Here is a 15,051-nt window from a genome sequence, read left to right on the forward strand (position 1 = left end):
GCCGCACGGGACGCCGGCGTCGGGCCGTGCCCGCCGACCGTCGCGCGCGAGGGCTGACGTGCGGCTGCCGGATCCGCTCACCTCGCGGGTGGCGCTGATCGGGACCTCGGCGTACGCCCCCGGCGGCGGCCTGGCCGACGTCCCGGCCGTCGCCAACAACCTGCGCGCCCTGCACGCGGTGCTCACCGACACCGACCTGGGCGGCCTCCCGCCGTCGAACGTGTCCACGCTGCTCGACCCGGCCCGGCCGGCGGCCGTCGACGCCTGGCTGACCGACGTCGCCAAGTCCGCGCGGGACCTGCTGCTCGTCTACTACAGCGGCCACGGGGTCATCGGGGACGACGAGGAGCTGTACCTGACCGTCGGCGAGTCGGACCTCGACCGCATCCACAGCACGGGCGTGCCGTTCGCGTGGGTCAAGCGGGCGGTGCTGGACAGCCCGGCGCAGACCAGGATCCTGGTCCTGGACTGCTGCCACAGCGGCCAGGCGATGGTGCGGCTGGGCCGGCTGGGCGGCGTCTCGGCGGTGCTCAACCAGATCGACGTCGAGGGCACCCACGTGCTGACCGCGTCCGGCCCGAGCCAGACGGCCCGCGCGCTCGCCGACGCCGAGTTCACCGCGTTCACCGACGTCCTGCTCCAGTTGCTGCGCAACGGGGTCAACGGCGGCCCGGAGCTGCTCACGGCCGGCTACCTGTACCCGTACCTGCGCGAACTGCTGGTCCGGGCGGGCCTGCCGAAGCCCCACCAGCAGACCAAGGACACCGCGAGCCAACTGGCGCTGGTGCGCAACGCGGCGTTCCGGCACGGCGGCGCGCCCGCGCTGCGGGTCCCGGTCGTGGGCGAGTCGGTCACGACCGGTGAGATCGTGCCGCCCGCCGACCACGTCCCGGCCCGCGAGGGCCTGCGGGAGCTGCGCCGCCGGCTGCCCAGGTACGCCCCGCGCCACTACGACCGGCTCGCCGCCGCCTACTACGACGAGGGCTACGACGACGACGCCGAGGAAGTCCTGATGGCGAAGTCGCGGGCCCGTTACGCGGCGAGGGCGGCGGCGCGGCGGCTCAGCGCCCCGTTCATCGTGACCTGGAGCGCGCTCCAGCGGTGGAGCACCGGCTACGGCTACCGGCCGCTGCGGTCCCTGTGGTGCCTGGCGGTGTTCACCCTGCTGGGCACGGTGTGGTTCACCGTCCGCCCCGCGCCGGTCCCGATCAACGCCGACGACCACCTGGTGTGGAACCCGGCGGCCTTCACCCTCGACCAGTTGTTGCCGATCGTCGACCTGGGGCAGGACAGCCGGTGGCTGTTCCGGGGCTGGGACCTGTGGATGGGCAACGTGCTGACGATCGCCGGCTGGCTCCTGGGCGCGGCGTTGGTCACCAGCGTGGCCCGGGTCCTGCGGCGCTGAGAACGGCGCGGGACCACCGTCAGCCGGCGGTGAGGGCGGCCGGTGCCGACCCGGCGGGGTCGGGGGCGCGGAACACGATCCGGCCGACGCCCGGCCCGATCACCAGGGCCACACCCGACGCGCCCGGAACTTCCACGGTGCCTCACTTCACCAGTGCCTCGACGAACGAGAACGCACGTCGCGCCCGCGACAGTCCGGTCGAACTCAGCGCACGTCGTCGTCGGCCGTAGCGCCGCAGCGCGGGCACACCGGGGGCGGTTCGCCGTCGGTCAGCAGCCCGCACTCCGGGCACACCCGGGACAACCAGCACACCGGGTCGCCACCCTCGACGCGCTCACCCCGCAACGCCGCCGGGGAACCGTCTGCCGACTCCGTCACCGGACCACCTCCGCCTCACGTCCATTGTCCCCTGACGTGTCCACACCGACCACGACCGGACGGCGCGCGCCGGCCTTCGCGCGTCCACGCGACGCGGCCCGCGTTCACCCGTTCCGGTGACCTGAGCGGGGTTCGCCGGCGGGCAGCGCGCGCCGGTCGGCGCGACACTGTCCGGGAGGTCGGTCGAGAGGGGATGGTCGCGATGTCGGTGGTGCCGGGCTGCGTGCGGCGGGTGCCCGGGGCGGGAGGCGCGCGGTGACCGGCCCGACGGAGGCGTTCGTGCCGCCGGCCTCGGCGGGCGCCGGTCGGCTGTGGGCGGGCGGGTTCGCCACGGCCGTCGTCGCCGCGCTGCTCGCCGTCGTCGGCATCCTGGTCGCGCGCGGCCTGCTCGGGGTCGCCGTGCTCGCGCCGGAGGGCGAGGGCGTGTGGGGCAACGCCAACACCGTGACCTACGCGTTGGGCGCCGCGCTGGCGGCGCTGCTCGCGACCGGTCTGCTCAACCTGCTGATCGTCAGCACGCCCCGGTCGCGCCAGTTCTTCACCTGGATCGGGTTGCTGCTGACCGCCATCGCGGTGATCCTGCCGCTGGGCATCGGCGGCCTGGGTGGCCCCGGCCTGGCGACCGCCCTGATCAACCTGGTGCTCGGGGTCTCGATCGTGCTCATGCTCAACGGGGTGGCCCGCAGTGGCACCAGGGCGTACCCGGACCGGGTGTACCCGGATCGCGGGTACACCGATCGTGGGTACCCGGATCGCGGACCGGGGGTCTGACCGCCGGGGCGGCCTACTCCTGCTCGTCCGGCCCGGTGGCGTCGTCCTGCCCGGTGCGCAGCGCGGTGATCGCCTTCTCGAAGTCCTCGACCGACGAGAAGGACCGGTACACGCTGGCGAAGCGCAGGTAGGCGACCTGGTCGAGTTCGCTCAGCGGGCCGAGGATCGCCAGGCCCACCTCGTGGCTGGGGATCTCGGCGGACCCGGTCGAGCGGATGGTCTCCTCGACGCGCTGGGCGAGCAGGTGCAGGGCGTCCTCGTGCACCGGGCGGCCCTGGCAGGCCCGGCGCACGCCGTTGACCACCTTGTCCCGGCTGAACGGCTCGGTCGCCCCGGAGCGCTTGACCACGGCCAGGACGGCTTCCTCGACCGTGGTGAACCTGCGCCCGCAGGCGGCGCACGACCGCCGGCGGCGGATCACCTGGCCCTCGTCGACCTCGCGCGAGTCGACCACGCGGGAGTCCGCGTTGCGGCAGAACGGGCAGCGCACAGCTGGTCGCCTTTCCCACGGCCTGGACGCCCGTCGCGCCGGGGCGGTCGCGACGGGCGCTGGACAGATCTCGCGCTACCGTAGCCGGGGCCGGGGTCCGCGCCCCGGCCCCCCGTGCTCGGCTCAGTCCCAGTCGAGCGACGCGCCGGAGGCGTACTCGGTCACCCGGGTCTCGAAGAAGTTCTTCTCCTTCTTCAGGTCGATCGCCTCGGACATCCACGGGAACGGGTTGTCCGACGGGCCGAAGACCGGGGCGAGGCCGAGCTGCGCGCAGCGGCGGTTGGTGATGAAGTGCATGTACTGCTCGCACTGGTCGGCGTTGAGGCCGAGCAGGCCGTTGGGCATGGTGTCGCGGCCGTAGGCGATCTCCAGCTCGCACGCCTCGCCCAGCATGGTGCGCACCTCGGCCTGGAAGGCGTCGCTCCACAGGTGCGGGTTCTCGATCTTGATCTGGTTGATCGAGTCGATGCCGAAGTTCAGGTGGATCGACTCGTCGCGCAGGATGTACTGGTACTGCTCGGCGATGCCGATCATCTTGTTGCGCCGCCCGAACGAGAGGATCTGGGCGAAGCCGGTGTAGAACCACATGCCCTCGAACACCACGTAGAACGCCACCAGGTCGCGCAGGAACGCCTGGTCGGTCTCCGGCGTGCCGGTGCGGAACTCGGGGTCTTCGAGGTGCTGGGTGTAGTTCAGCGCCCACGCGGCCTTGTCGGTGATCGACGGCACCTCGCGGTACATGTTGAACAGCTCGCCCTCGTCCAGGCCCAGCGATTCGCAGATGTACTGGAAGGTGTGGGTGTGCACGGCCTCCTCGAACGCCTGGCGCAGCAGGTACTGGCGGCACTCGGGGTTGGTCAGGTGGCGGTACACGGCCAGCACGATGTTGTTGGCCACCAACGACTCCGAGGTGGCGAAGAAGCCGAGGTTGCGCTTGATGGTGTGGCGCTCGTCCTCGGTCAGCCCGGTGGGGGAGCGCCACAGGGCGATGTCGGCCTGCATGGAGACCTCGGTCGGCATCCAGTGGTTGGCGCAGCCGGCCAGGTACTTCTCCCACGCCCAGTGGTACTTCAGCGGCAGCAGCTGGTTGACGTCCGCGCGGGCGTTGATCATCGACTTGTCGTCGACGTGCACCCGGCCCGCGCCGCGCTCGATGGAGCCCAGGCCGGAGGTGTCGGGGAGGTCGGTGGTCACTGGCAGGCCTCGCAGTCGGGGTCGGTGATCGAGCAGACGAGCGCGTCGTCCGACGTCACGGTCGGGATCGTCGCCGGCACGGCCGCCGGCGGGGGCGGCGCGGCGGGCGTCGGCGCGGGGGAGGCGGCGGGGGAGCCGCGGGTGCCGCGCCGGGCCGGACGGCGTTGAGCTTGCCGTCGGTGCCGCGCAGGGTGGACTTCTCCACGCTGGTGGCCGCGGTGGACCGCAGGTAGTAGGTGGTCTTGAGGCCCTTGTGCCAGGCCAGCCGGTACAGGTTGTCGAGCTTGCGGCCGTTGGGCGCGGCGATGTAGAGGTTGAGCGACTGCGCCTGGTCGATCCACTTCTGGCGGCGCGACCCGGCTTCGATCAGCCACTCGGAGGGCACCTCGAACGCGGTGGCGTAGAGGGCCTTGAGGTCGTCGGGCACCCGGTCGATCGGCGCGAGCGAGCCGTCGAAGTACTTCAGGTCCGACACCATCGCCTCGTCCCACAGGCCCAGCGCCTTGAGGTCGGCGACCAGGTGCCGGTTGAGGACGGTGAAGTCGCCGGACATGTTCGACTTCACGTACAGGTTGCGGAAAAGCGGCTCGATGGACTGGCCGACACCGCAGATGTTGGAGATCGTCGCGGTCGGCGCGATCGCCATCGTGTTGGAGTTGCGCATCCCGCCGCGCACCTTGGTGCGCAGCGCGTCCCAGTCCAGAGTGGACGAGGTGTCCATGTCCAGCGCGCCGTCGCGGGCCTCGGCCAGCAGGGCGATCGAGTCGATCGGCAGGACGCCCCGGCTCCACAGCGAGCCGTCGAACGACTCGTAGCTGCCGCGCTCGCGCGCCAGGTCCGCCGACGCCGACAGCGCGTGGTAACCGATGTGCTCCATGCTGCGGTCGGCGAACTCCACGGCCTCCGGCGAGCCGGGCACCAGCCGCAGGGTGAACAGCGCGTCGCTGAACCCCATCAGGCCCAGGCCGATCGGCCGGTGCCGCAGGTTGGACCGGCTCGCCTCCGGGATCGTGTAGTAGTTGATGTCGATCACGTTGTCCAGCATCCGCACGGCGGTGCGCACGGTGCGCTCCAGCCGCTGGGCGTCCAGGCCCCGCGTGGTCACGTGGTTGGCCAGGTTGACCGAGCCGAGGTTGCACACCGCGACCTCGTCGGCGCCGGTGTTCAGGGTGATCTCGGTGCACAGGTTGGACGAGTGCACGACACCGGCGTGCTGCTGCGGCGAGCGCAGGTTGCACGGGTCCTTGAACGTGATCCACGGGTGGCCGGTCTCGAACAGCATGGTCAGCATTCGCCGCCACAGCTCCGTGGCCCGGACGCGCTTGAACACCCGGATCTCGCCCCGGTCGGCGGCGGCCTCGTAGGCGCGGTAGCGGGCGGCGAAGTCCAGGCCGTAGCTGTCGTGCAGGTCCGGCGTCTCGTCCGGGGAGAACAGGGTCCACTCGGCGTCCGCCTCGACCCGGCGGAGGAACTCGTCGGGCACCCAGTTCGCGGTGTTCATGTCGTGCGTGCGCCGCCGGTCGTCGCCGGTGTTCTTGCGCAGGTCGAGGAACTCCTCGACGTCGACGTGCCAGGTCTCCAGGTACGCGCACGCCGCGCCCTTGCGCTTGCCGCCCTGGTTGACCGCGACCGCCGTGTCGTTGGCGATCTTGAGGAACGGCACGACGCCCTGCGACTGGCCGTTGGTGCCCTTGATGTGCGCGCCCATGCCGCGCACCGGCGTCCAGTCGTTGCCCAGCCCGCCGGAGAACTTCGCCAGCAGCGCGTTGTTCTGGTAGCTCTGGAAGATGCTCTTGAGGTCGTCGTCGACCGTGGTCAGGAAGCACGACGAGAGCTGGGCGCGGGTGGTGCCGGAGTTGAACAGCGTCGGGGTCGAGCACATGAAGTCGAACGTGGAGAGCAGTTCGTAGAACTCGATCGCCCGCGCCTCGCGGTCGTCCTCGCGCAGCGCCAGCCCCATCGCGACCCGCATGAAGAACGCCTGCGGCAGCTCGTACCGGACGCCGTGGTCGTGCAGGAAGTAGCGGTCGTACAAGGTCTGCATGCCGAGGAAGTCGAACTTCGCGTCGCGCTCCGGGCGGATCGCGGCCGCGATCCGGGCCACGTCGAAGGTCTCCAGCGCCGGGTCCAGCCGCTCCAGCTCGACGCCCAGCCGCACGTACGCCGGGAAGTAGTCCACATAGGACATCTGCTCGCCGGTCGCCTCCACCGGGCGGCCCGCCACCCTGGTCAGCACCTCGCGGCGGAGCTGGTCGAGCAGCAGGCGGGCGGCGACGAAGGAGTAGTTCGGCTCGGTCTCCACCAGCGTCCGCGCCGACATGACCAGCGCGACGGCCAGTTCGTCGACCGGGATGCCGTCGTAGAGCGCGCGCCGGACCTCGGCGAGCACCGGCTCCGCCGACACGTCCGCCAGGCCCGCGCACGCCTCGCCGACCACGACCGCGATCCGCTCCCAGTCGACCGGGGAGAGTCCGCCGTCGGCGTCCTTCACCCGGAACCGGACGGCGACCGGCGTGACCGCGCGGGCTTTCGCGTGCTCGTCGCGGTAGAGCACGTAGGCGCGGGCGACCTTGTGGTGGCCGCCGCGCATCAGCACGAGTTCGACCTGGTCCTGGATCTGCTCGATGTGCAGCGCGGTCTCCGGCCGGGCGTGCTTGCGCAGCGCGGCCTCCACCTGGGCGGTCAGCTCCGCCACGAGCGGGTGCAGGTGCGACGCCGCGGCCGCGCCGTCGCCCTCCACGGCCAGGAACGCCTTGGTCATCGCCACCTGGATCTTGGTGGGGTCGAAAGCCGAGACGCTGCCGTCGCGGCGGATCACCCGAACCTGGGTGACCCCGGTGCCCGTGGTTGTGGTCGACAAAGCCCTCTCCTCGCGAGCCTCAACGGCCCGGAGCACGCGGCGACCACGCATCGGCGCGCACGACGGCGCACCATCCGTGTCGGCCCGCCCACGAGGCCCCGGACACGCGCACGCCGGTCGGCGCGCGCATCGCTGGCAGGTCTTCGGACTCGCGGACACCCGGCTGTCCAGCCGGACCTACTGGCCGTCGCTTCCCGGGAGCACGCGCTCCCAGTGCTTCGTGACGGCGGTTGTTTCCGCTCACCGCTGCGGGGCAGTCCCGGACTCGCACCGGGTTCCCTCTTGCCTCCTCGGCCCTCGAAGAGGGCGTCGGAACCATCGACGGGCGAGACACTACATGTTGTAGATCGGTTCGCAACACGACCCCAGATGGGCGTGTCGCGTGCCGCGTGATGTAGGTCTCCGGGACCGTCGCGCGGGCCGTCGCGCGGGCGCTTCCCGGTCCTCGGGACGGGGGCCCACCGTGCGCTACGCTCGCGGGTGCTGGTGGTTCGCCCCGGTCTGAAGTCGGTCGGGGCGAGGCAAGAGGGAACCCGGTGGGAATCCGGGACTGCCCCGCAGCGGTGAGCGGGAACGAAAGCCGTCAATCGAGCACTGCGCGCGAGCGTGGGAAGCGACGGCCGGTAGGAGCGAGTGGTGCGCCCGCGAGTCCGAAGACCTGCCACCCGTCCGCGTGCCCACCGGGCCCGCGGTGTCCGGTGGCCTCTCGGGTGGGCAGCGGCGGACGCGGCACGTGCCGCCCGCGAAGCGTGCCCGGGAATCCCCGGGCGTCCCACGCGCTCGCGAGGAGAGAGCTAGTGACCAGCGAAATCGGCGCCACCGTCCTGGGCTACCCCCGGATCGGTCCACGTCGGGAACTCAAGCGGGCGGTCGAGCGGTACTGGGCCGGGGACATCGACCGGCAGGCCCTGCTGGACACCGCGGCGCGACTGCGCGCGGCCACCTGGGCGCAACTGCGCGACGCCGGGCTGGACTCGGTGCCCGGCAACACCTTCTCGTTCTACGACCACGTCCTGGACACCGCGTTCCTGGTCGGTGCGGTCCCGCCGCGCTACCGGCGCGAATCGGAGCTGGACAGCTACTTCGCGGCGGCGCGCGGCACCGACGACCTGCCGCCGCTGGAGCTGACCAAGTGGTTCGACACCAACTACCACTACCTGGTCCCGGAGATCGAGCCGGACACGGTGTTCCGGCTGGCCGGCGACAAGCCGCTGGCCGAGTACCGCGAGGCCCGCGCGCTGGGCGTCACCACCCGTCCGGTCGTGCTGGGCCCGGTGACGTTCCTGTTGCTGGCCAAGGGGACCGACCCGCTGGCGCGGCTGGACGACCTGGTCGACGTCTACGTCGAGCTGCTGGTGGAGCTGGCGGCCGAGGGCGTCGGGTGGGTGCAGCTGGACGAGCCCGCGTTCGCCGCGGACCGCACGTCGGCCGAGCTGGCCGCGCTCGGCCGCGCCTACACCCGCCTGGCGTCCCTGCACTCCCGGCCGAAGCTGCTGGTCACCGGCTACTACGGGTCGCTCGGCCCGGCGCTGGAGGTGCTCGCCGGCACCGCCGTCGAAGCCGTCGGCGTGGACCTGGTCGCGGGCTCGGTGGACGGCATCGCGGCCGTGCCCGCCTTGCGGGACAAGACCTTGGTGGCCGGTGTGGTCGACGGCCGCAACGTGTGGCGCACCGACCTGCGCCGGGCGCTGGCCACCGCCGTGCCGCTGCTCGGCCTCGCCGACGAGGTGGTGATCTCGACCTCCTCGACGCTGCTGCACGTGCCCTACGACCTCGACGCCGAGACCGCGCTGGAACCGGCGGTGCGCGGGCGGCTGGCGTTCGCCCGGCAGAAGGTCCGCGAGGTCGTGCTGCTCGGGCAGGCGCTGCGCGAGGGCGTGGACGGGGCATGGGCGGACGCGGCGGACGAGCCGCTCGCCGCTCCCCGCCGGGACGACACCGTGCGGGCGCGGCTGGCCGGGCTCGGGCCGCACGACCGCGACCGCGCGCCCTACGCCGAGCGGGCGGCGGCGCAGGACGCCCACCTCGGCCTGCCCGCGCTGCCCACCACGACCATCGGGTCCTTCCCGCAGACGACCGGGATCCGCACCGCCCGCGCCGGCCTGCGGTCGGGCGAGCTGGCGGCGGGCGAGTACGACGAGCGGATGCGCGCCGAGATCGCCCGGGTGATCGCGTTGCAGGAGGACATCGGGCTCGACGTGCTGGTGCACGGCGAACCCGAGCGCAACGACATGGTCCAGTACTTCGCCGAGCACCTCGACGGCTTCGCGGTCACCGACCTGGGCTGGGTGCAGTCCTACGGCTCGCGGTGCGTGCGCCCGCCGATCCTGCACGGCGACGTGTCCCGGCCAGCGCCGATCACCGTGCCGTGGAGCGCCTACGCCCAGTCGCTGACCGACCGCCCGGTGAAGGGGATGCTGACCGGACCGGTGACGATCCTGGCGTGGTCGTTCGTGCGCGACGACCAGCCGCTGGGCGACACCGCCGACCAGGTGGCCCTCGCGCTGCGCGACGAGGTCGCCGACCTGGAGGCCGCCGGCATCCGCGTCATCCAGGTCGACGAACCGGCGCTGCGCGAACTGCTGCCGCTGCGGGCCGCCGACCACCGGGCGTACCTCGACTGGTCGGTGGGGGCCTTCCGGCTGGCCACGTCGGGCGCGGCGACCGGCACGCAGGTGCACACCCACCTGTGCTACTCGGAGTTCGGCGAGGTCATCGACGCGATCGACGGGCTCGGCGCGGACGTGACCACGATCGAGGCGGCCCGGTCGAAGATGGAGGTCCTGGACGACCTGCGGTCGGTCGGGTTCAGCCGGGGCGTCGGGCCGGGCGTCTACGACATCCACTCGCCGCGCGTCCCGGGCACCGACGAGGTGGCCGGGCTGGTCGCCGCCGCGTCCCGGGTCGTGCCCGGCAACCGGTTGTGGGTCAACCCGGACTGCGGGCTCAAGACCCGGGGCTACGCCGAGGTCGAGCCCGCGCTGCGCAACCTGGTCGCGGCCACCCGCCGGGTCCGGGAAACCCTGGCGTGAGCCGGTCGGCGCGGGCGCCCGGGTCCGGGTGCCCGCGCCGCGCTGCTCCGGACGTCCGCACCGGCGCACCGAATGGTCGATGCCCGGGGCCGTCTCGGATGGCAAGCTTGGCGGGCCAACCGAATGCGCGGTTGTCGGGGGAAGTCCGGTGCGAATCCGGCGCTGACCCGCAACGGTGTGCCGTCCCTCGTGGACGGTGAGCCCGAGTACCCGCACCGCGCCTTCCCGCCGACTCCTGTCGTGGTACGCAGGGAAAGGTCACACCGTCCATGAGACGTAGTATTTCCGCTGTCCTCACGCTGTTGTGCGGCCTGGTGCTGCTCGCACCGGCCGTCGCCGCCGCCACCCCGACCACCCACAACCGCGCCGACGCCGCGGCCGGCTGGCTCGCCCGCCAGATGGCCGACGGCGAACGCCTGGAGGTGGACTTCGGGGGTGTGCTCTACCCCAGCCAGGGCTTGACGATCGACGCGGTGTTCGCGTTCGCCGCGACGCGCACCGCCGACGACTACGCCGACCGCGCGATCGCGTGGCTCGGGCAGCCCTCCGTCACGGCCGGCTACATCGGTTCCGGCGGTGAGGCGTACGCGGGCGCGCACGCCAAGCTGCTGCTCGCCGCGCTGGTCGCCGGCAAGAACCCCGCCTCGTTCGGCGGGGTGGACCTCGACGCCGGGCTGCGCGCGCTGCTCACCCCGTCGGGCCGGTTCTCCGACGTCTCGGCCTTCGGCGACTACAGCAACGCGTTCAGCCAGTCCCTGGCGCTGCTCGCGCTGGACCGCACGGCGGCGGGCGCGCCCGCGTCGGCGGTGAACTTCCTGGTCGGCACGCAGTGCCCGGACGGCGGGTTCCCGCTCGACCTCGCGACCACCCCGTGCGTCAGCGACGTGGACTCGACCGCGATGGTCACCCAGGCGCTGCAAGCGGTCGGCCGCCCGCTCAAGGCCCAGCAGGGCCTGTCGTGGCTGGTGGGCGTGCAGCACGCGAACGGCGGCTTCGGGGTGGGCGCGAACCCGCCCAACTCCAACAGCACCGGCCTGGCCGGGCAGGCGCTGAAGGCCGGCGGCCGGCTGGTCGGCGCGCACAAGGCCAGGCAGTTCCTCAAGGGCCTGCAGGTCGGCTGCGCCGGACCGGTCGACCAGCGCGGCGCGATCGCCTACCAGGCAACGGGTTTCGACCCGGCGACGGTCACCCGCGCGACCGCCCAGGCGATCCTCGGCGTGGCCGGGGTCGCCCTGTTCGACCTGCACAGCGGCGGCCGGGGCGAGGCCCCGGTCCTGGCGTGCGCGTGATCCGGTGAACCGCCGCGCGGTGGCCGCCCCGACCCGGGCGGCCACCGCGCGGTCAACGGGACGTCTTGTCCGCTGTGGACAGTTCGCCGAACGTCGGCAGCACACCGTGCGACGCCTTGCGCGAAGCCCGCCGCAGCGTCGAGAGCACCGCCGGCCCCAGCACCAGGATCGCGACCGTGTTGGTGATCGCCCGCCCGGTGTCCCAGCCCGCGGTCGAGGTGAGCAGGGTGAAGATCGCGAACCGGTGCAGGTTGTCCAGCACCGACGCGCCCGGCACGTACGAGATGTGGCCCGCGTAGTAGTCGACCTCGGCTCCGGCGATGAACGGCCAGAACCACAGGTTCATCAGGAACCCGAAGACGTAGGCCACCACGATCCCGTACCCGACCAGCATCGCGATCTCGGCCTTGCCGGTCACCCGGCGTGGCAGCAGGCCCGCGCCCATCCCGATCCACGCCGAGCACAACATCTGGAACGGCAGCCACGGCCCGACACCGGCGGTCAGCAGCGCCGACGCGAACAGCGACGTGCAGCCCAGCACGAACCCGAACCCCGCGCCGAAGACCCGCCCGGACAGCACCAGCAGGAAGAACACCGTCTCGATCCCGGCCACCCCCGCGCCCAGCGGGCGCAGCCCGGCGTTCACCGCCGACAGCACGCCCAGCAGCGCCAACGCCTTCGCGTCCAGGCCGCCCTCGGACAGCTCGGCCAGCACGATCACGATCAGCACCGGCAGGATGCCCAGGAAGACGAACGGCGCGTCCGGCCCGTGCTGCATGGACTGCGGCTCCACCCGCACCAGCAGCGGCCACACGAACATCATCAGGCCGGCCAGCGAAGCCAGGCCCAGCACGGCCGCCGAGCGCGGCCCGATCCGCACCACGCGGCCGGTGTCGCTCCAGTCCCGGATCACGACGCCACCCCCGCGCGCGCCGTGCGGACGTCCTCGACGGTGAGCCAGTCCGGGCCGAGGATCTTGGCGACCTGCGGCGCGAACGCGGGCGAGCCGCCGAGCACCTCGGTGGTCGGGCCGTCGGACACGATCTCGCCCTCGGCCATCACCACCGCCCGGTCCGCGACGATCGCGACGAACTCGACGTCGTGGGTGGCGACCACCACCGCCCGCCCCTCCGCCGCCAGCCCGGTGATGATCCGGGCCAGGCCGGCCTTGGCGGTGTAGTCCAGGCCGCGGGTGGGCTCGTCGAGCAGCATCACGTGCGGCGCGGCCGAGAGCTGCACGGCCAGCACCAGCGCCAGGCGCTGCCCCTCGGACAGGTCCCGGGGGTGCCGGCCGGGGTCGACGTCCGGGGCGATCCGGTCCAGCAGCGCCCGGCTGGTGCCGGGCCGGGCGTCGGACTCGCGGTCGGCGGAGGCGCACTCGTCGGCCACGGTCTCCAGGTACAGCAGGTCGCTCGCGGTCTGCGGCACCAGGCCGACGAGCTTGCGCGCGTCGGCGGCGTTGCGCGCCTTCGGGTCCTGGCCCGCGACGCGGACCGTGCCGCCCTGCCGGGGCCCGGAGCCCTGCAACGCCCACAGCAGCGACGACTTGCCCGAACCGTTGCGGCCCATCAGCGCCAGCACCGCGCCGGAGCGCAGGTCGAGGTCGACCCCGCGCACCGCCACCGTCGGCCCGTAGCGCACCAGCACCTCACGGGCGGCCAGCACGGTCTCGCCGGGCGGCACGGTCCGCTCCGGCGACCGGCCGAGCGTGTCGCGCAGCGGCCCGGCCAGCCGGCGGGCGTCGCGCACCGACAGCGGCAGCGGCGCCCAGCCGGCGAGCCGGCCCAGCTCGACGATCGGCGGCGCGATCGGCGTGTCCCGCAGGACGTCGGCCGGCCTGCCGGAGACCACCGACCGGTCGCCGGGCACGTAGACCATGCGGTCGGCGAAGGGCACGACCCGTTCCATCCGGTGCTCGGCCATCAGCACGGTGGTGCCCAGGTCCTGCACCAGGCGCGCCAACGTGGCCAGCACGTCCTCGGCCGCCGTCGGGTCCAGCGCGGAGGTCGGCTCGTCGAGCACCAGCACCTTGGGGTGGGTGGTGAGCACCGAGCCGATGGCGACCCGCTGCTGCTGCCCGCCGGACAGGCCGCGCAGCGCGCGGCGGCGCAGGTCGGCGATGCCCAGCAGGTCCAGCGTCTCCTCCACCCGGCGGCGCATCACCTGCGGCGCCAGCCCGAGCTGTTCCATGCCGTAGGCCAGTTCCTCCTCGACCGTGTCGGTCACGAAGCCCGCCAGCGGGTCCTGGCCCACCACGCCGACCAGGTGCGCGAACTCGCGGGGCGGGCGCGACCTGGTGGGCACGCCGTCGACCGTGACCAGGCCGTCGAGGTGGCCGCCGGTGAAGTGCGGCACCAGGCCGTTGACCATGCCCAGCAACGTCGACTTGCCCGCGCCCGTGCGGCCGGCGACGAGCACCAGCTCGCCCTCCTCGACGGTGAGGTCCACCTCGGACAGCACCGGCTCGGGCTGCCCGTGGTACCAGAAGGAGACCTGCTTCCACTCGATCACGCGGGCACCTCGGTGGCGTCACGGGCCGCGTCGGCGTGCGGCGGTTCGGGCTGCGGGGACAGGTACGCGGGCAGCACCCCGAGCAGCACGCCCAGCAGCGGCGGCCACGACAGCAGCGGCCAGGACAGGGCGATCAGCGACGGGTTGAGGTTCGTCGGGTCGACGCCGGAGGTGGCGAACAGCGCCGCCGCCACCCCGACCCCGCCGGCCGCGACCACGACTTCGGCGGCGTGCCAGCGGTCGGGCCGGTAGCGGGTGCGGTGGACCCGGCGGCCGGCCAGGTGGAACCCCACCAGCCCGACGACGGTGCCGAACACCAGCATCGGGGCCGCGAGGAACCTCGGGGTGGAGCCGTCCAGCGTGGCGTAGACGCCCACGCACACCCCGATCAGGCCCACGATCATCAACGTGCCGGTGGCCAGCCGCTGGCGCGCGTCGACCAGCGCGGAGCGCCCGTAGCCGCGCGAGTCCATCGAGGACGCGAGCCGCAGCGAGCGGTCCAGCGCGTCCTCCAGCACCGGGATCAGGATCGTGTGGACGGCCCGGAAGCGCTTGCGGCTCACGCCGCCGCGCAGCTTGCGGGCGCGCCGCACGCGCAGCACGCTCTCGGCCAGTTGCGGGAACACCGAGAGCGCGACGACGACGGCCGTGCCCATCTCGTACAGGGCGGGCGGCATGGACTTGAGCAGCCGCTTGGGGTTGGCCAGCGCGTTGGCCGCGCCCAGGCAGATCACCATGGTCGCCAGCCGCAGCCCGTCGTAGAGGCCGCCGAGCAGCGACTCCGCCGACACGTCCCCGAACAGCCGGATGCCCGCCGCCCACTCGGGCAGCGGGATCTCGGGCAGCCGCAGGATGATCGTCGACCCCTCGGCCCCGCCGAAGACGAACCGGAAGAACACCCGCACCGCCACGATCACGCCGCCCAGCACCAGGTACATCCGGAACGCCAGCGCCCACGGCGCTTCCGTGCGGCGGGCCACCACGACGTGGCAGACGACCGCGATGACGGTGAGCAGCAGCCACGGGTTGGTGGTGCGGCTCGCCGCCACCGCGAGCCCCAGCGCCCACACCCACCACGCGCCGGGGTGCAGGTCGCGCGGCAGGAAGTACATCGCGCGCAC

The 15,051-nt window shown here is 73.0% G+C and carries 10 protein-coding genes, 1 pseudogene and 3 riboswitches; of the genes and pseudogenes, 4 read left to right on the forward strand and 7 right to left on the reverse strand.

Annotated elements, in window-relative coordinates; translation table 11 throughout:
* Positions 1-58 precede the first annotated feature (58 nt).
* Complete coding sequence (locus AC0HI0_RS06340; RefSeq protein ID WP_480931309.1) at positions 59-1,405, forward strand: caspase family protein; 1,347 nt, start codon at positions 59-61, stop codon at positions 1,403-1,405.
* 204 nt (positions 1,406-1,609) lie between these two features.
* Here the strand turns inward: AC0HI0_RS06340 and AC0HI0_RS06345 are convergent, their stop codons facing one another.
* Positions 1,610-1,783, reverse strand: a complete 174-nt coding sequence (locus AC0HI0_RS06345; RefSeq protein ID WP_480931310.1) for a transposase family protein — start codon at positions 1,781-1,783, stop codon at positions 1,610-1,612.
* 255 nt (positions 1,784-2,038) lie between these two features.
* On the opposite strand from AC0HI0_RS06345, the gene AC0HI0_RS06350 reads away from it, so the two are divergent.
* A complete protein-coding gene (locus AC0HI0_RS06350; protein WP_480931311.1) occupies positions 2,039-2,554 on the forward strand; it encodes a DUF6069 family protein in 516 nt (171 codons plus the stop codon).
* Positions 2,555-2,567: 13 nt separating this feature from the next.
* Here AC0HI0_RS06350 and nrdR read toward each other — a convergent pair whose 3' ends face one another.
* The 3 genes and pseudogenes from nrdR to AC0HI0_RS06365 form a co-directional block, all read right to left on the reverse strand.
* Entirely contained in the window at positions 2,568-3,044 is a 477-nt protein-coding gene (gene nrdR, locus AC0HI0_RS06355; RefSeq protein ID WP_480931312.1) for a transcriptional regulator NrdR, read from the reverse strand.
* 123 nt (positions 3,045-3,167) lie between these two features.
* Positions 3,168-4,238, reverse strand: coding sequence for a ribonucleotide-diphosphate reductase subunit beta (locus AC0HI0_RS06360; RefSeq protein ID WP_480931313.1), 1,071 nt, complete (start codon positions 4,236-4,238; stop codon positions 3,168-3,170).
* Positions 4,235-7,149, reverse strand: a pseudogene (locus AC0HI0_RS06365) (ribonucleoside-diphosphate reductase subunit alpha). Before AC0HI0_RS06365 ends, AC0HI0_RS06360 begins: the two are co-directional and overlap by 4 nt.
* 66 nt (positions 7,150-7,215) lie before the next feature.
* A riboswitch (cobalamin riboswitch) is annotated at positions 7,216-7,433 on the reverse strand.
* Positions 7,434-7,568: 135 nt separating this feature from the next.
* Positions 7,569-7,778, forward strand: a riboswitch (cobalamin riboswitch).
* 117 nt (positions 7,779-7,895) lie between these two features.
* Here AC0HI0_RS06365 and metE point away from each other — a divergent pair.
* Positions 7,896-10,130 (forward strand): 5-methyltetrahydropteroyltriglutamate--homocysteine S-methyltransferase, encoded by a 2,235-nt coding sequence (metE, locus tag AC0HI0_RS06370; protein ID WP_480931314.1) that lies wholly within the window; start codon positions 7,896-7,898, stop codon positions 10,128-10,130.
* Between the two features lie 101 nt (positions 10,131-10,231).
* Positions 10,232-10,359, forward strand: a riboswitch (cobalamin riboswitch).
* Between the two features lie 40 nt (positions 10,360-10,399).
* Positions 10,400-11,419 carry a prenyltransferase/squalene oxidase repeat-containing protein gene (locus AC0HI0_RS06375; RefSeq protein ID WP_480931315.1) on the forward strand — a complete coding sequence of 340 codons (1,020 nt, stop codon included), beginning with the start codon at positions 10,400-10,402 and terminating at the stop codon, positions 11,417-11,419.
* A gap of 52 nt (positions 11,420-11,471) precedes the next feature.
* Here AC0HI0_RS06375 and AC0HI0_RS06380 read toward each other — a convergent pair whose 3' ends face one another.
* From AC0HI0_RS06380 to AC0HI0_RS06390, 3 genes are read right to left on the reverse strand one after another with little or no spacing between them, the layout of a single operon-like run.
* Positions 11,472-12,332, reverse strand: a complete 861-nt coding sequence (locus AC0HI0_RS06380; RefSeq protein WP_480931316.1) for an ECF transporter S component family protein — start codon at positions 12,330-12,332, stop codon at positions 11,472-11,474.
* Positions 12,329-13,930 carry an ABC transporter ATP-binding protein gene (locus AC0HI0_RS06385; RefSeq protein ID WP_480931317.1) on the reverse strand — a complete coding sequence of 534 codons (1,602 nt, stop codon included), beginning with the start codon at positions 13,928-13,930 and terminating at the stop codon, positions 12,329-12,331. The genes AC0HI0_RS06380 and AC0HI0_RS06385 overlap by 4 nt, the downstream gene beginning before the upstream one ends.
* A complete protein-coding gene (locus AC0HI0_RS06390; protein ID WP_480934263.1) occupies positions 13,927-15,042 on the reverse strand; it encodes an energy-coupling factor transporter transmembrane component T in 1,116 nt (371 codons plus the stop codon). Before AC0HI0_RS06390 ends, AC0HI0_RS06385 begins: the two co-directional genes overlap by 4 nt.
* Between the last annotated feature and the right edge of the window lie 9 nt (positions 15,043-15,051).

The organism is Saccharothrix sp. NBAS 001 (genome assembly GCF_056640475.1).

Coding starts and splice junctions, on each gene's coding strand:
- AC0HI0_RS06375 (WP_480931315.1), top strand. CDS start 10,400: ATGAGACGTAGTATTTCCGCTGTCCTCACGCTGTTGTGCGGCCTGGTG.
- AC0HI0_RS06390 (WP_480934263.1), bottom strand. CDS start 15,042: ATGTACTTCCTGCCGCGCGACCTGCACCCCGGCGCGTGGTGGGTGTGG.